The sequence below is a fragment of the Stenotrophomonas sp. YJH_SMC_53 genome (genome assembly GCF_059369995.1).
Genome location: NZ_JCAFTF010000016.1, coordinates 42,292 through 57,682 on the forward strand (window position 1 = coordinate 42,292; position 15,391 = coordinate 57,682).

12 protein-coding genes are annotated in these 15,391 nt (G+C 60.9%); 8 read left to right on the top strand and 4 right to left on the bottom strand.

The genetic code is table 11. From position 1 onward, the window contains the following. The first annotated feature begins 265 nt into the window (after window positions 1-265). The 5 genes from AC5P7X_RS19080 to AC5P7X_RS19100 all read left to right on the top strand — a co-directional run bounded on the left by AC5P7X_RS19080 (window position 266) and on the right by AC5P7X_RS19100 (window position 7,709). Window positions 266-4,636, top strand: a complete 4,371-nt coding sequence (locus tag AC5P7X_RS19080) for an RHS repeat-associated core domain-containing protein (protein ID WP_495215264.1) — start codon at window positions 266-268, stop codon at window positions 4,634-4,636. 443 nt (window positions 4,637-5,079) lie between these two features. Beyond that, window positions 5,080-5,724 carry a hypothetical protein gene (locus tag AC5P7X_RS19085; RefSeq protein ID WP_262220788.1) on the top strand — a complete coding sequence of 215 codons (645 nt, stop codon included), beginning with the start codon at window positions 5,080-5,082 and terminating at the stop codon, window positions 5,722-5,724. A gap of 68 nt (window positions 5,725-5,792) precedes the next feature. Next, window positions 5,793-6,104: a hypothetical protein gene (locus AC5P7X_RS19090; protein ID WP_495215263.1), complete on the top strand. Its 312-nt coding sequence runs from the start codon at window positions 5,793-5,795 to the stop codon at window positions 6,102-6,104. A gap of 209 nt (window positions 6,105-6,313) precedes the next feature. After that, window positions 6,314-6,604 carry a hypothetical protein gene (locus tag AC5P7X_RS19095; RefSeq protein ID WP_152427467.1) on the top strand — a complete coding sequence of 97 codons (291 nt, stop codon included), beginning with the start codon at window positions 6,314-6,316 and terminating at the stop codon, window positions 6,602-6,604. Between the two features lie 520 nt (window positions 6,605-7,124). Continuing rightward, window positions 7,125-7,709: a hypothetical protein gene (locus AC5P7X_RS19100; protein WP_329843354.1), complete on the top strand. Its 585-nt coding sequence runs from the start codon at window positions 7,125-7,127 to the stop codon at window positions 7,707-7,709. A gap of 130 nt (window positions 7,710-7,839) precedes the next feature. Here the strand turns inward: AC5P7X_RS19100 and coaE are convergent, their stop codons facing one another. Genes coaE through AC5P7X_RS19115 form a run of 3 tightly spaced genes read right to left on the bottom strand, consistent with a single transcriptional unit; the run spans window position 7,840 to window position 10,593 of the window. Next, a complete protein-coding gene (gene coaE / locus AC5P7X_RS19105; protein WP_005418634.1) occupies window positions 7,840-8,451 on the bottom strand; it encodes a dephospho-CoA kinase in 612 nt (203 codons plus the stop codon). 11 nt (window positions 8,452-8,462) lie between these two features. Further along, complete coding sequence (locus tag AC5P7X_RS19110) at window positions 8,463-9,326, bottom strand: prepilin peptidase (RefSeq protein ID WP_005418626.1); 864 nt, start codon at window positions 9,324-9,326, stop codon at window positions 8,463-8,465. A 7-nt stretch (window positions 9,327-9,333) separates the two neighbouring features. Further along, window positions 9,334-10,593, bottom strand: coding sequence for a type II secretion system F family protein (locus tag AC5P7X_RS19115; RefSeq protein ID WP_005418624.1), 1,260 nt, complete (start codon window positions 10,591-10,593; stop codon window positions 9,334-9,336). 354 nt (window positions 10,594-10,947) lie between these two features. On the opposite strand from AC5P7X_RS19115, the gene AC5P7X_RS19120 reads away from it, so the two are divergent. The 3 genes from AC5P7X_RS19120 (at window position 10,948) to pilB (ending at window position 13,844) form a co-directional block, all read left to right on the top strand. Next, window positions 10,948-11,364 (top strand): pilin, encoded by a 417-nt coding sequence (locus tag AC5P7X_RS19120; protein WP_005418622.1) that lies wholly within the window; start codon window positions 10,948-10,950, stop codon window positions 11,362-11,364. Between the two features lie 117 nt (window positions 11,365-11,481). Beyond that, window positions 11,482-11,889, top strand: a complete 408-nt coding sequence (locus tag AC5P7X_RS19125; RefSeq protein ID WP_032954436.1) for a pilin — start codon at window positions 11,482-11,484, stop codon at window positions 11,887-11,889. Between the two features lie 224 nt (window positions 11,890-12,113). Further along, window positions 12,114-13,844 carry a type IV-A pilus assembly ATPase PilB gene (gene pilB, locus AC5P7X_RS19130; RefSeq protein WP_070490405.1) on the top strand — a complete coding sequence of 577 codons (1,731 nt, stop codon included), beginning with the start codon at window positions 12,114-12,116 and terminating at the stop codon, window positions 13,842-13,844. A 134-nt stretch (window positions 13,845-13,978) separates the two neighbouring features. On the opposite strand, the gene AC5P7X_RS19135 is transcribed toward pilB, so the two are convergent. Beyond that, window positions 13,979-15,352, bottom strand: a complete 1,374-nt coding sequence (locus AC5P7X_RS19135) for a sigma-54-dependent transcriptional regulator (protein WP_053499190.1) — start codon at window positions 15,350-15,352, stop codon at window positions 13,979-13,981. Window positions 15,353-15,391 lie beyond the last annotated feature (39 nt).

Sequence of the window (15,391 nt, forward strand, 5' to 3'; positions counted from 1 at the left end):
CTGCTTCGACAACATTGGTGCAGCGGAGTCTCTGATGCGGTCGAAGTCGCGGTACGGAAGTGCACTTCGCAAAGAAAGGACCATTCGGGACAGTTGGTCTCCCGCCACTGGTGATGTGCTTAGAATTCTCTACCAAGCACCTGATCGGCAGCCTGAAGTTTGGTACGAGCCTGGCTATGGTCTGGGCAATGACGGCCCAGAGCTGGGCTACTGCCAAGCTGCCGCCGCAGGGCATGGAAAAAGCCACTGCAAGAGTGAAGACGAGATGGTCAGTGGCTATATGGCATATATGCAGTCACTGTTCCCGGAGTGTACGCATGTCAGTCGTGGAGTGTCAGGCGAACACCTGCAACCGTACTCGAGCATAACGTCCCACTACGGCTACGGGACTGCAGTTTTTTACTCTCTCGCCAGCCCGCGTGAACTGCACTATGAGGTCTACTGTCCTGGCTGGGGTACTGGAGTGCCTGATCAGAGGAAGAACAGTATCGGGAGATTTCAGTACTTTGACTGTCCAGTTGGCTATCGGGTCATCGATGGTGGGCATCCTCAGTACAATCCGAATTCAACGCTCATTGATTGGCCAAATGTATGCCGGGCCGTTGATGCACATGAATCCATCTACATCTACAACGTCACTCAGACTGAGTCGACTCCAGGCAACTGCAATCCCTGTTTTCCTGCAACGGGTGATAAGGCGCGATTTGAGGTGGACTTCCAGTTTGCCGGGAAGGACTTCGTTCGCTCCTATCACTCGCTGGGGCAGATTCAAATTTCGCCAGATGTGGGTACCAACTGGTCGCATTCCTATATGGGTTCATTCACGTCCTCCTATGGGGAGGGACGCTTCACGGAGCGAGGCTATCTGGAAGCCTACTCATCCGGACGTGGTGAGCGCGCTTCTGCGGAAACGCTCAAGAAGCTCCCTGGCGGTGAATTCGAGCTCGTTGAGGAGTCAGGTTCAACGCGGCGCTTCACCGCGCAGGGGCGTTTGATTGCGATCGGCGACCCGGATCCAAAGAACGGAGTGTCGCTCAGCTACGATGTGAATGGCAGGCTGCATCGAGCCGTTGATGGGTTGGGCCGGTCGCTGGTCTTCGCCTACGAACGTGGCAGGCTGATCTCAATTACGCTCCCCGACGGCTCAGCGGCTTCATACACCTACGATGACTTCGATAACCTCACAAGGGTCGTGAGGCCCGATGGCACCTCTCGACAATATCTGTACGCGGAGCCTGGGCTCGCCCCGGCGGCGGGGCGTAACCTGTTGACTGGCATCGTCGAAGGCGGCGCGCGTTACGCAACGTTCTCGTACAACGAGAAGGCCAAGGTCACGGGGAGCCATCTCTGGTCGGCGGGGCAGTCTGTGGATGCCATCACCATCAGCTACAACAATGATGGCTCGGCGACGACCGTGAACAGCTTGGGTGAGGTACGTCAGAACTTCATTGGCGGTGAGAAGTTCCGGCAGATCACCCAAACCACAGATTCCAAGGGGAGCAAGTCGTTCGGTTTCACGCCATATGGCCGCCCCTCCTATACGCAGGACGCGCTGGGGAATCGCACTTCGTACGCCTACGCCGACTCCAGCAGCGGCCCGGTTTCGCAGGTGCTGACGACGACAGAGGAATCATTGGGGCGGGTGACGCGGACGGTCCGTGATTCGGGCAACAGGGTGATTGAACAACGTGTGAGCCAGAAGAACGCTGGCGATGAACAGCTCGTTTCGCTTGATAGAGAAGTGCTGGATACAGCGGGGCGTGCTCTCTATTCATGCCAGTACGATGCAACGCAGAGCACGGATTACGTGTGTGGCTCCCTACCCGTTGCGCCTGGCAATGTCCGGCAGACGGCACGTGCGTATTGCACGGATGCAGATGTGGCCGCCAATGCAATGCTATGCCCCCTCGTGGGCCTTCAGCGCTCGATCAAGGATCCGGCGGGCAATGTCACGCAGTTTGAGTACTTCGGCGCAAATGATCCGGGCTGTGACGCAGGGGGCGCATGTTCCCATCGCAAGGGCGACCTGCGGGCAATCGTCAATGCGTTGGGTCAGCGCACCGAGTTGCTGGAGTATGACGCGCTCGGTAACCCGGTTCAGATCCGTGGCATCGATGGTTCCGTAGTCGAGCGGTTGTTCGATTCGATGGGGCGCGTTCTGACGGAGACGCTCAAGGGCGATGTGCCGGCCAATGATCGCATCAGCCTTTACGAGTACAGCTCTACTGGCAAGCGGACTCGTGTCACCGGGCCAGATGGTGTGTGGGTTCGCATGGTCTATGACACGGCCGATCGACTGGTGGCCATCGAGGATGCCGCTGGCAATCGTGTTTCGTATACCTTGGATGCTGCAGGCAACCGTATCCGCGAAGAGGTCCGGGACAGTAGTGGTGCGTTGAAGCGGTTCGGGGATCGTCAGTTCGACACCCATAGCCAGATGACCCGACAGGCGGGTGCTGACGGACAGCCTTTCCTCTTCCGTCATGATGCCAATGGCAACGTGCTGGAGACCGAGAGTCCGCTGGGTGTCATCTCAATGAGTACCTACGATGGTGCAGATCGCCCCAAAGTGCAGATTCAAGACGCGGGTGGGATCAATGCCGAAGTCCGCTATGCCTATTCCGCCAACGGGCAGGTAGAGCAGGTCGTCGATCCCAAGGGGCTTGCGACACGGTACGTATACGATGGATTTGGCACTCCTCAAGGCCAGCTCAGCCCGGATACTGGCACTGATGCCTTTACGGTGGATGCCATGGGCAACCGCACCACGCGCACTGATGCGCGTGGTGTGAAAGCGTCCTACAGCTACGATGTGATCAATCGCCTCAAGAGCATCACTTATGCGGACCCGAATCTTGATGTGGTCTACGCCTATGATGCTGCCCCTGCGGTTTGCCCGGCTGGTGAGCGCTTCGGCGAGGGGCGCGTGGGTCAGGTGCTGCATGCGGGTGGCAGTACGGCATACTGCTATGACCGTTTCGGTCAGTTGGTACGCAAGGTACAGACGGTCGATGGGGTTGGTTTGACTCTGCGCTACTCCTACACCAAGGCGGGGAGGCTGGAGCGGTTGACCTATCCGGATGGCAGTATCACCGACTATGCCTACGACAGTCTGGGCCGTGCCAGTGAGGTAGGACTGACGCTTCCAGGGCAGGCTCGGAAGGTGGTCGTTACCAACATCACGTACGCACCGTTTGGCCCGATGACGGGTTGGGCGTACGGTAACGGCCGCCATCTGCTTCGGGAGTTGGATGCCGATTACCGTCCGACCCGTGTGTATGACGCGGCGCCCGGAGGCTTGTCCATCGGATTCGGCTACGACGCGGATGGGAATATTGTTGAAGTCAAGGACGGCACCGGGACGACCACGCTGGCGCGATATGGATACGATGCGCTGGGCCGCCTGACTCAGACCCGGGATGGTGCAACCGGCACGCCGATTGAAACCTATGCCTATGACGCCACCGGTAATCGGACCGCGCTGACCACCTCGGCAGGCACCGCCAGCTACACCTATCCAGCAACCAGCCACCGGTTGACCGCGGTGGATGGCGAGGCACGTAGCCATGACGCAGCGGGTAACACCACCAGCATCGGCAGCAAGATGTTCACCTACAACGATGCCAACCGCATGAATGCGGTGAAGCAGGACGATGCCGTACTGGAAAGCTACGGTTATAACCATCGCGGTGAGCGCGTGCTGCGCACCCCAGCCGGTGGCGCTGCTCAGATCACCCTGTATGACGAAGCGGGGAAGTGGCTGGGCAACTATTCGGCCACGGGCCAGGCACAGCAGCAAGCCATCTGGCTGGAAAACTATCCGGTGGCGCTGATCAGCATGCCGGCTACCGGCGTGCCGGACCTAGCCTACGTCCAGCCGGATCATCTGGGCACGCCGCGCGTGGTGATCGACCCGGCGCGTGATGTGGCGGTCTGGGAGTGGAGCAACAAGAGCGAGGTGTTCGGCAACCAGATTCCGAGTGCTGATCCGGATGGCGATGGTGTGGCGTTCGAACTGGCGCTGCGCTTTCCTGGGCAACAGACCACGGATGCAAATGGACTCTTCTACAACTACCGCCGCGACTATGATTCTGAAACGGGACGATATCTGCAGAGTGATCCCATTGGACTATGGGGTGGGTTGTCAACGTTTTCCTATGTCGAAGGAGATCCGATGTCACTAGTGGACCCACTGGGGCTGAGAGGCGGAGCCCCGCCGAACATGAATAGACATGGGGGCGGGAACTCAGCACAGAGAAGGCAGGCGCTTCGTGCGCAAGTAAGAGCGGTTCAATCGAACTCACTCTCCTCGCCCATCTATTCACGGGGGCTTTCGCCTGAGGACGTGGGGTCATTGGAGAACGCGGCAAGTCTTGTGAGTGAGCATGACTACACCCAGTATTGTGCCGTTGAAATTTGCAGGGCATCTCAGGACCGCTGTACCAGTGGCGACGTAATGGTGGGCGGATTTCCGTCTGATCCAACTGTGGCGCAGGTTCATGCGCGCGGCTGCTCTTGTGCGAGCGTCTACTATACAAATCCGTATCCGCCACTTCTATCAAGGCCCGAGGTCGAGTCTGCCGATATCATTGAGGTAGTGCGCGACACGTTAATCAATTGGAAGGGGCGCAGATAAGTGGTGGTCCTGCGGATATTCGGCTTTCTTGTGGGTCTATTGATGGTCGTCTATGGCGTTGCAGTCATGGACGATGCATTGATTGGGACAGGGCCTTGCCGAGCGAACTGTGGTCTGTATAGCGCCTTGATCCGTTTGTTCGGCCAGTCGGTCTATAACAAATTGATGGGCTTTTCCTGGATTGTTGCGGGAGTGATGTTCATTTTTGTTTCCGTTGTGGTTTGGCACGGAAAAGGACTCGCGGAAAGGCGTAGGCGGAAGAAGGGACGCCGACGTCGATAGAGATGAGTGAATGGAATGTCTCAGGAAATCCAAGTCATGCGCGAAAGGGCTTTCGCGCATTGCAAGCGGCTCGGTCCGCAGCGAAGCTTCGATTGCATCATTCTGGTGTTCGTATAATCCGCTGCTCTATTCGTGGAAGTTGCCAATCATCGGTGGAAGTGATGCATCCTGAGATTGAAGTGAAATTGACGGCTTCGGTAACTGGCTGTGCGAGCTGTGACTTGATGGCGCAGCTGTCGCGCGAAGTGAATGAGCTGGGTGCTGCGGACGTTCTGATCAGGAAAGTCATTGAATGTCGCGGTGCGGCAACCCTGGCTGAGTCGACCCATCAGGCTCCTGAGATCATCGTGCGAGTTCGGGCAGGCGAGGGGGATAGGGCGTGTCTAAATCTCTCTTCCGCAACCCTTGAAAAGATGGCATCTATATCTGCCTCATTGAATTTTGATCCCGAGTTGACTGGAGACGGCGGCGCAGATGGATTGGAATTGGAGGGGGAAATTGCTCCATCTACGCGACCTGAGCTGGTTGTCGTCCTCGTGGGTGACTCTCCTGTAAGTGGTGAAGAAGTCATCCTTTCCAGAGTCGAGCGCCAGCAATACAGAACTGGTGACATCCAAGGGGGAGTTCATGAAGCGTTGCAGTGCGGCCTTGAGAAGGTGAAGGGAGAGGCAAAGCTGTGGGCGCTACAGGTGGGAGTACGCCTATCGAGTCAGCGCGGGGTGTGGCCGGGTTTCAACCTTTCGTGTGACGTGATCAGACGGATGGCGTCTGGTGGAGTCTCATTGGATTTCGATCCGTATGCCTAGCGCGGTCCTGTTGGTGGCCGACAGTTGGAAATCCGAATCGACCACCCCGTGTGGCGCTATCCGAAGGCATGCTTGAGCTCGAAGCCCGCTCTGATCTCGTCGACATTCATGGACTTCCCTGGGTGCTTCCTATGAACTACCCGGATGGGGAAAAGGTACTGCTTGGCGACACCGTTGATCTTGGGGGCGGAACGCGCGGGATCGTGGTTGGCGTGATCGATGATGAGGCTTATGCAGTTGGCTTCTCTGCGGAAGAATGGCGGCACCTCGGCCGAGGTGCATTGTTGCGAGCGCCTGGATTCGATCTGCTGCACTGTCCAGATGCTGAGCACGACTTCACTTTGATCGAGCGCGGGCGATCAGGAGTTCCTGAGTCATAGAGCAGGGGGCTTGGATTTGCATGCTTTGCTTGATATGCGGCTTCCCTTGCGTGCGGGCAGTGCATGATTGAGACGATCCCCATGCAAACGGTTGGTGCACGTTCCTTGCGGGTGCATGTCGATCGTGTCCAGCGTTGTGTGAGGAGCTTATCGAGTGTGTTGGTCCGCCCTATTGGGGGTGATTTGTGGATAAAAGTGCGTATCTGGAAATGATGGAATTCCCGGCCAAGTGGCGGGAGTACGACTTGTTGCCAGCGGAGTTGATCGATCCGCTCATGGCTTCATATCAGCCTGGGATGGAGAGCGCCTCCGAACACGATAGGAACAGTGTCTTCCATTGGTGGTTGAGGCAGTCGCCAAGTAAGGATTTGCTGATGAAGTTGGTTGAGCTTTCCTTTCTGGATCCTGATCAGGTAATGGCGGGTGATGTCAGGAAGTACATCGCCCAAAGCGTCTTCTTTGATCAAGATGTGGCTCTGCTTATTCGTGGCGGCCGGTGATTTCCTGATTGATTGGGGATGTAGGTCTGGGCTGCAATGACCCGCCGGATGGAGGGGCACGAAGGAGTCCCTTGTTGAAGCGGTCACCCCGGTGAGCCAATCTGGCTGCGTTCGAACAATTGTCTTATGTTCACCGACTGCACTTGATTGGTTTGCAGCTACGACCTGATCCAGGAGCACATCAGCCCATACTGCCGCCAGCGGATCGAAGTGACTGAACGAATGATTGGGGTGCAGGGAAGGCGACGAGGCTCATCTGAATGAGCGGTTGATCCGTCGAAGCGATGGATTCGACAGGTTTGAGTGGACCCTAGGTTCAAAAGCAGCCGCAGCCGATGGCGCACTGATAGTGTTGAGCGCATTTTCCGGTGGCTTATTGGAGGCTGAGTTGGTGGTTCGAAATCCATTGGAGGCGGCGGGACTTCATGACTCGTCTCTCGAGTCAGTGCAGGTGTCGATCTTGGATAGATCCTGCCGGGTACGGACTGTTGGCGTATGTGGCGACCTCCAGGAAGGGGCCTTGGCTGACATTGGTTGCCGTAACCTTCAATCGTTCTTCCTGCTGTTTGACAGTCAAGAGCTGTCGGACAACGCTTGGCCCGGGAACATTCAGGATGGCCTTTTGGATGGGGAAGACTGCGCTGGCGTGCTTCGGCTTTATCTGGCCGGAGGCATGCTGGAGGCGGGGGGCAGTCCACTTAGGTCGGAGCTCCCTGCGCTGTCTGGACATTCTCCACGACCCAGCGTTTCCGCGGCCTCTGGAACACGACTCGATGGAGTTGCTGCCGGGCGGCTGAGTTTCGCTGTCTTGACGGGATTGAGCTATTCCGTAGGCAGCAAGCAGTTTTCAGCTCAGCTGTTGGTGCTGACGGATACAGATGTGATCTGCTTGCCAGAGGTGCCTGAGCGCATTCCCGTGTCTGTCTGCTTCGAGGGCGTCAAGTCGTGCACCGTGAGGTTTGATGAAACCACAATGGAGTGGAGCGAACGTCTTGGAAATGTTGCGAGCTGCATCGTCGACGAAAAGCGAGGGGTCTGCTGGTTATACCTGCGGAATGGGATAGTCGTGATCGAGGCCCACGCCGCAGTGATGTTGTTCGATTAGATTGAGTTGAAGCAGAGGCAAGGCAGTTCGGCTGCGATCATCAAGCCGAGCATAGGCTCGGCTCTACAGTGGATCCACGCCATGGGGCGATGCGCTTCGGTAGTGCCGGCCGCTGGCCGGCAGCCAGGCCTCAGCCCCCAGCCAACCCCAGATACCGCTCATGCAGCGCTTCCACCTGCACCTGCAGGTCCTCCGGATGGCCATCGTTGACCACCACATCATCGGCCAGTGCCAACCGCTGCGTGCGGCTGGCTTGGGCGGCGATCATCTTGTCGGCCAGTGCGGCGTCGATGCCGTCGCGCTGCATCAGCCGGGCGTGCTGCACGGCTTCGGGTGCATCCACCAGCAGCACCCGGTCCAGCCACGGGTAGGCGGTCCGCCCACCGACCTCGGTCAGTAGCGGAATGGCGGCAATCGCGTAGGGGCTGGTGGCCTGCTCGCACTGCTGTTGCATCAGAAGGCGGATGGCCGGATGGGTGATCGCTTCCAGCGCGGTCCGTTCGGCCGGGTCGGCAAATACGTGGGCACGCAGGCGCGCCCGGTCCAGGCTGCCATCCCCCTGCAGCATGTCGGCGCCGAAGCGCTCGGCGATGCGGCCCAGGGCAGGGCTGCCGGCAGCAACCACCGCGCGGGCGGCCAGATCGGCGTCGGCCACCACGATGCCCAGCGCCTCGAAGCGCCGGGTCACCTCGCTCTTGCCGGCGGCAATGCCACCGGTCAGGCCCACCACATACCGGCTCATGGGGATTCCCCTCAGCGCAGTCCGCTCAACACCAGGTACTGCTCGACCACGGGCGCGCCCCACATGAAGTACAGCCAACCCGCAATGGCCAGGTAGGGGCCGAACGGAATCGGCGTGGCGCGGTCACGGCCCCGGGTGTACAGCCAGATCGAGCCGATGATGGCGCCCAGCACCGACGACAGCAGGATGATCGGCAGGATGCCCTTCAGCCCGCACCAGGCGCCGAGGGCGGCCAGCAGCTTGAAATCGCCGTGGCCCATGCCTTCCTTGCCGGTCAGCTGCTTGAACAGCCACCAGACCATCCACAGCGACAGATAGCCCACCGCCGCGCCGACCAATGCAGGCTTGGCCGGCATGTACAGGTTGTCGATGTTGCCTATCAGGCCCAGCCACATCAGGGGTAGGGTCAACTGGTCGGGCAGCAGCTGGGTGCGCAGGTCGATGCCGGACAAAGCGATCAGGAAGCAGGTCAGCACGATGGCGCCAAAGCCCTGCCAGCCGAAGCCGAACTGCCAGACGCAGGCCAGCACCAGCACCGAGGTCAGGGCCTCGACCAGCGGGTACTGCAGCGAGATCGGCGCCTTGCAGTGGCGGCATTTGCCGCCTTGGATGATCCAGCTGAACAGCGGGATGTTCTCGTACCAGCTCAGCTTGTGCTTGCAGTGCGGGCAGTGCGAGGGCTCGACCACGATCCCCGGTGGTGGGGGCTCGTAGAAGTCCGGTTCCTCCAGGACCTCCCGCGCATCGCGCTTCCACTGCCACTCCAGCCGCTTGGGCAGGCGCAGGATGACGACGTTGAGGAAACTGCCCAGCAGCAGCCCCAGGGCGGCCGCGGCGGGGTAGCCGAGGCCGGGATGCTGGTCGAGAAATGCCATGTAGTGATTATCCGACGACGGAAGCGAGCTTGAAGATCGGCAGGTACATGCCGATGACCATGCCGCCGACGATGGTACCAATGATCACCATGATGATCGGCTCCAGCAGGCTGCTCAGGGCGTCAACGGCATTGTTGACCTCCTGCTCATAGTACTCGGCCACCTTGAACAGCATGGCGTCCAGGGCACCGGCCTCTTCGCCGATGCCGGTCATCTGGATGACCATGTGCGGGAACAGGGCGGTCTGCTTCATGGCCATGTTGACCGGGTAACCGACCGAAACGTCATCGCGCATGCGCAATACGGCATGCTCGTAAACCGTATTGCCGGTGGCGCCGGCCACGATGCCCAGGGCTTCCACCAAGGGCACGCCGGCCTTGAAGGTGACGGCGGTGGTACGGGCAAAGCGCGCGATCGAGCTGTTGTGCATGATCTGACCGATGACCGGCATCTTGAGCACCAGTCGGTCCATGCCGTGCTGCATCTTGGGTGATCGCTTGTAGGCCGCGATGAAGCCGACGATCGAACCGATGATGACCAGCAGGATCAGCCACCACCACGAGACCATGAAGCGGGACAGATTGACGATCATCTGGGTGAAGGCGGGCAGGTCCGCGCCGAAGCCCTTGAACACGTCCTCGAACTGCGGCACCACCCAGACCAGCAGGATGCCGCTCACCAGAAGTGCGACCGCCAGCACCATGGCCGGATAGAACATCGCCTTCTTGATCTTGCCCTTCAGGGCTTCGATGTTCTCTTTATAGTTGGCGACAGTGTCCAGCACTGTCTCCAGCACGCCGGCACCTTCGCCGGCCTTGACCAGATTGCGGTAGAGCTCGTCGAACTGTACCGGGTGCTTGCTGACAGCCTCGTACAGGGATGATCCGCCCTCGATATCGGTTCGCAGGCCGTCCACCATCTTCTTCATGCGCGGGTTCTTGTGCCCGCTGGCGATGATTTCCAGCGAACTCACGATAGGCACACCGGACTTCATCATGGTGGCCATCTGCCGGCTGAAGAACGCGATGTCCTTCGGCGAGATTCGGCTGCCGGAGCCGCCGAACAACGGTTTGGGCTTGAGTTTGACCGTGCCTGGCGTAATGCCTTGGCGGCGCAACTCAGCCCGCAGCAGGTTCGCATTCTTCGCGGCCTGCTCCCCTTTCATCTTCACGCCGCGCTTGTCGGTCCCCACCCAGACAAACGGCTGCAGTTCCGTGGTGCTGCGCGCCACGGGCTCCTTCTTGATCGCACTGCGACTGACAGACATATAGGCTCCCCAAGACCCGCCATCCCCAGGCGGGCGTCTAGCCGTCGATGGTAGCGGGTTCATGCCCGTCTGGGCAGTTGCCAGGGGGGCGATGATGCGAATTCGTGCCGGGTGCCGACCAAAGGTGACGCACTGCGTCACATTGCCGCGTCCATCGCAGATTCGCATCCGGGGGGTTCCCATCCGTGAAATAGCTGCCATCATGGGCGCGGGGAAATCCAGGGGGAGGCGTGCCGGGGTTGGCACGCAACCTGCGTTGATCCACCCGCAGGGGGCAGGACCCGCTCAGCTGGCCGCTGGCCAGACCGATCCTGTGCTCTGAAATCAACCACCACTATCTTGGGGATGTACCAAATGAAGAACCAGAAGGGCTTCACCCTTATCGAACTGATGATCGTCGTTGCGATCATCGCCATCCTGGCCGCCATTGCCCTGCCGATGTACCAGGACTATGTGGCCAAGTCGCAGGTCACTGCTGGCCTGGCTGAAATCACCCCCGGCAAGACCCAGTACGAAGTTGCCTTGAACGAAGGCAAGACCACTGTCGCCAATATTGCCGAGCTGGGTCTGAAGGACTCCGATCGCTGCACCATCACCCCGATCACCGCTCTGACCGAGACCGGCTCGATCGAGTGCACCCTGAAGGGCAACACCAAGATCATCGGCAAGAAGATCCGCGTGGAACGTGCTGCCGACGGCACCTGGGCCTGCAAGACCGATATCACCGCAGCGGACAAGAAGTACATCCCGAGCGGCTGCGTCACCGGCTAATGTGAACTGCATTGGTTGATCAGAGGCCCCGCTCGTCGGGGCCTCTTTTTTGGGGCCTGACTGCTTGGGCAGTCAGATTCGCTGAAGCAGGTCTGGAACCATTGGGGAGTGTTCCATATGAGCCGGGAGCGTGGGTTTTCTTTGATTGAGCTGATGATCGTCGTCGCGATCATTGCGATCCTCGCGGCAATTGCATTGCCGATCTATCAGGACTATGTCGCGAGGGCGCAGTTGTCGGCAGCTTTCGCCGACATCCGTCCGGGCAAGACGACAATTGAAACGACAGTGCAGGATAGTCGGGACAGTTCGTTGATCGACGCAACTTATGTGGGTTTGAGGCCTTCTCCGCGTTGTTCGGAAGTCTCGGCAGAGCTGGCGGCCAGTGGCGTGGCCAGCATAGGCTGTACCGTCATTGGTGGCCCTGCCATCAACGGCAAAGATCTCATCCTCCGCCGCGCAGCCGACGGCACCTGGACCTGCGACGGCAGCGCCTTCGAAGCGCGCTATCGCCCAACCGGCTGTTGATCACACTTCGGCCTGCCAATGGGATGTTGGCGGGCCGTTGACGGGGCTATCATCCCCGGGGGAGTCAGGATCGTGCCTGCCGGGCTGGGAGTGCCGGGCGAGGCAGTCATGCTGAAGGATTGGCGTCGTCGTCGGCCAGCGGGTCGCGGCAGGTTCTGCTGCCCTGTGCGGTGCCCCTGGAAGGCGCGCCGCACTGCCTGACCCATGATGAGCCAAGGATCCATATGAACGCCGTAACCACCGCCAATCTCGTCGGCATCACCGGCCTGGCCCGTCGCCTGGTCCAGGATGGTGCGCTGGACGAGGCTTCCGCCCGCGACGCCATGGCCAAGGCCGCTGCGGCCCGCCAGCCGCTGCCGACCTGGTTCGCGCAGAACAAGGTGGTCGGGGCGGCACAGTTGGCGGCCGCCAATGCGGTCGAGTTCGGCATGCCGCTGTTCGACGTGTCCACGTTCGACGCCAGCCAGAACGCGATGAGCCTGGTCAGCGAGGAGCTGCTGCGCAAGCACAACGTGCTGCCACTGTTCAAGCGCGGCGGCAAGCTGTTCGTGGGCACCAGCAACCCGACCCATTCGCTGGACGAGATCAAGTTCCACACCAATCTGGTGGTGGAGCCGATCCTGGTGGATGAGGACCAGATCCGCCGCACGCTCGAGCAGTGGCATGCCAGCCATGACACGCTGGGCGACGCGCTGGGCGGTGACGACGATGGCATTGGCAACCTGGATGTGTCCGGCGGTGACGAGGACATTTCCGGGGGCGGCGACTCCGGCATCGATGCCAAGGGTGATGACACCCCGGTGGTGAAGTTCGTCAACAAGGTGCTGGTGGACGCGATCCGCAAGGGCGCCTCGGACATCCACTTCGAGCCCTATGAAGACGACTACCGCGTGCGCCTGCGCATCGATGGCCTGCTGAAGATGGTCGCGCGCGCGCCGGTGAAGTTGAACCAGCGCATTGCCGCGCGCCTGAAGGTGATGGCGCAGCTGGACATCGCCGAGAAGCGCGTGCCGCAGGACGGACGCATCAAGCTCAACCTGTCCAAGACCAAGCAGATCGACTTCCGCGTGAGCACCCTGCCGACCCTGTTCGGCGAGAAGGTGGTGCTGCGTATCCTGGACGGCAGCGCGGCCAAGCTGGGCATCGACAAGCTGGGTTACGAGCCGGACCAGCAGAAACTGTTCCTGGAAGCCATCCACAAGCCGTACGGCATGGTGCTGGTGACCGGCCCGACCGGTTCGGGTAAGACCGTGTCGCTGTACACCGCGCTGGGCATCCTCAACGACGAGACGCGCAACATCTCCACCGCCGAAGACCCGGTGGAAATCCGCCTGCCCGGTGTCAACCAGGTGCAGCAGAACAACAAGCGCGGCATGACCTTTGCCGCGGCACTGCGCTCGTTCCTGCGACAGGATCCGGACATCATCATGGTCGGCGAAATCCGCGACCTGGAAACGGCCGAGATCGCGATCAAGGCGGCGCAGACCGGCCACATGGTGCTGTCCACGCTGCATACCAACGATGCACCCCAGACCATCGCGCGCCTGATGAACATGGGCATCGCGCCGTACAACATCACCAGCTCGGTGACGCTGGTGATCGCCCAGCGCCTGGCGCGGCGGCTGTGCAACAACTGCAAGCGCCCGGCCAATCTGCCCGAGCATGCGCTGCTGGCCGAAGGCTTCACCCAGGCGCAGCTGGACGCGGGTATCGAGCTGTACGAAGCGGTCGGCTGTGATGAGTGCACCGAGGGCTACAAGGGCCGTACCGGTATCTACCAGGTGATGCCGATGACCGACGAGATCGCCACGATCGTGCTGGCCGGTGGCAATGCGTTGCAGATTGCCGAGGCCGCGCAGCAGATCGGGGTGAACGATCTGCGCCAGTCGGCGTTGAAAAAGGCCGCTGCGGGCATCACCAGCCTGGCCGAGATCAACCGCGTTACCAAGGATTGAGGTAGCCCGGAGAGCAGCCGAGCATGGGCTCGGCTCTACAGTAGATCCACGCCATGCGTGGATGCCGCGATGCATGAGTTTGCCGGCCAGCGGCCGGCACTACCAGGTTGGCGGGCCCGCGTCGGGCCCTGCCCTTACTCCATGCCCAACTTCTTCAGCTTGTAGCGCAGCGCACGGAACGTGATGCCCAGCTGCGCGGCGGTGCGGGTCTTGTTCCAGCGGTTTTCTTCCAGCGCGCGCTGGATGGCGCTGCGCTCGAGCTGTTCGATGTACGAGGGCAGGGCGGCGTTGCCGGGCTGCAGGTCAGCCACGGCTTCGGCATGTGCTGCGCTGCCGGGCGTGCGCGGGGCATGTTGCGGCAGGCGCAGGTCGTCGGCGCCGATGCGGTCTTCTTCGGCCAGTGCCAGTGCACGCTCCAGGATGTTCTCCAGTTCACGCACGTTGCCGGGGAAGGCGTACTGGGCCAGTGCTTCCAGTGCCGATGGCGCCAGCAACGGCGTCGGGCGGCCATGGCTGCGGGCCAGCCGTGCCAGCACCGACGCGGCCAGTTCCGGCAGGTCCTGGCGACGCTCGCGCAGCGGCGGCACCCTCAGCTCAATCACGTTGATGCGGTAGTAGAGGTCGTGGCGGAAACGGCCGTCCTCGACCAGCTCGGCCAGGTCCTTGTGGGTGGCCGAGAGGATGCGCACGTCCACCGGCTCCTCGTTGGCGGCGCCGACCGCACGCACCGACTTTTCCTGGATCGCGCGCAGCAGCTTCACCTGCATCTGCAGTGGCAGCTCGGCCACTTCGTCCAGGAACAGGGTGCCGCCATGCGCGGCCTGGAACAGCCCGGGCTTGTCGGCGTGGGCGCCGCTGAAGCTGCCCTTGCGGTGGCCGAAGAATTCGCTCTCCATCAGCTCGCCGGGAATGGCGCCGCAGTTGACCGGCACGAACGGGCCGGCCGCGCGGGCACCCTGGGCATGGATGGTGCGTGCGACCAGCTCCTTGCCCACGCCGGATTCACCGAGGATGTAGACCGGCGCCTGGCTGCGCGCGACCTTGCCGATGGTGGTACGCAGCAGGTCCATGGCCGGCGAGTCGCCAAGCAGGCGTGCGCCCTGTTCGGCGGCAGGGCCGGGCACGGGGCGCTCGGTGTTGTTGAGTTCCAGCGCGTGCTTGACCAGGCCACGCAACACGGCGATGTCCACCGGCTTGCTGACGAAATCGAAGGCGCCGGCCTTCAGCGCTTCCACGGCCAGGTCCATGCTGCCAAAGGCAGTGATCATCGCCACCGGCGTGCGCGGGTAGTGCTGGGCGATCTCGCTGACCAGCTCGATACCGTTGCCGTCCGGCAGGCGCATGTCGGTGATGCACAGGTCGTACGGATTGCTGGCCAGCAGTTCGCGCGCTTCGGCAAGGTTGGCTGCGGTACTGATGCGCAGCCCCATGCGGCCGAGCGTCAGTACCAGCAGTTCGCGGATGTCGCGTTCGTCGTCGACGACGAGGGCGCTGCGGGTTTCGTTCATGGGCGTGAAAGATAAACGAGGGGGCTGGAAGCGACAAAT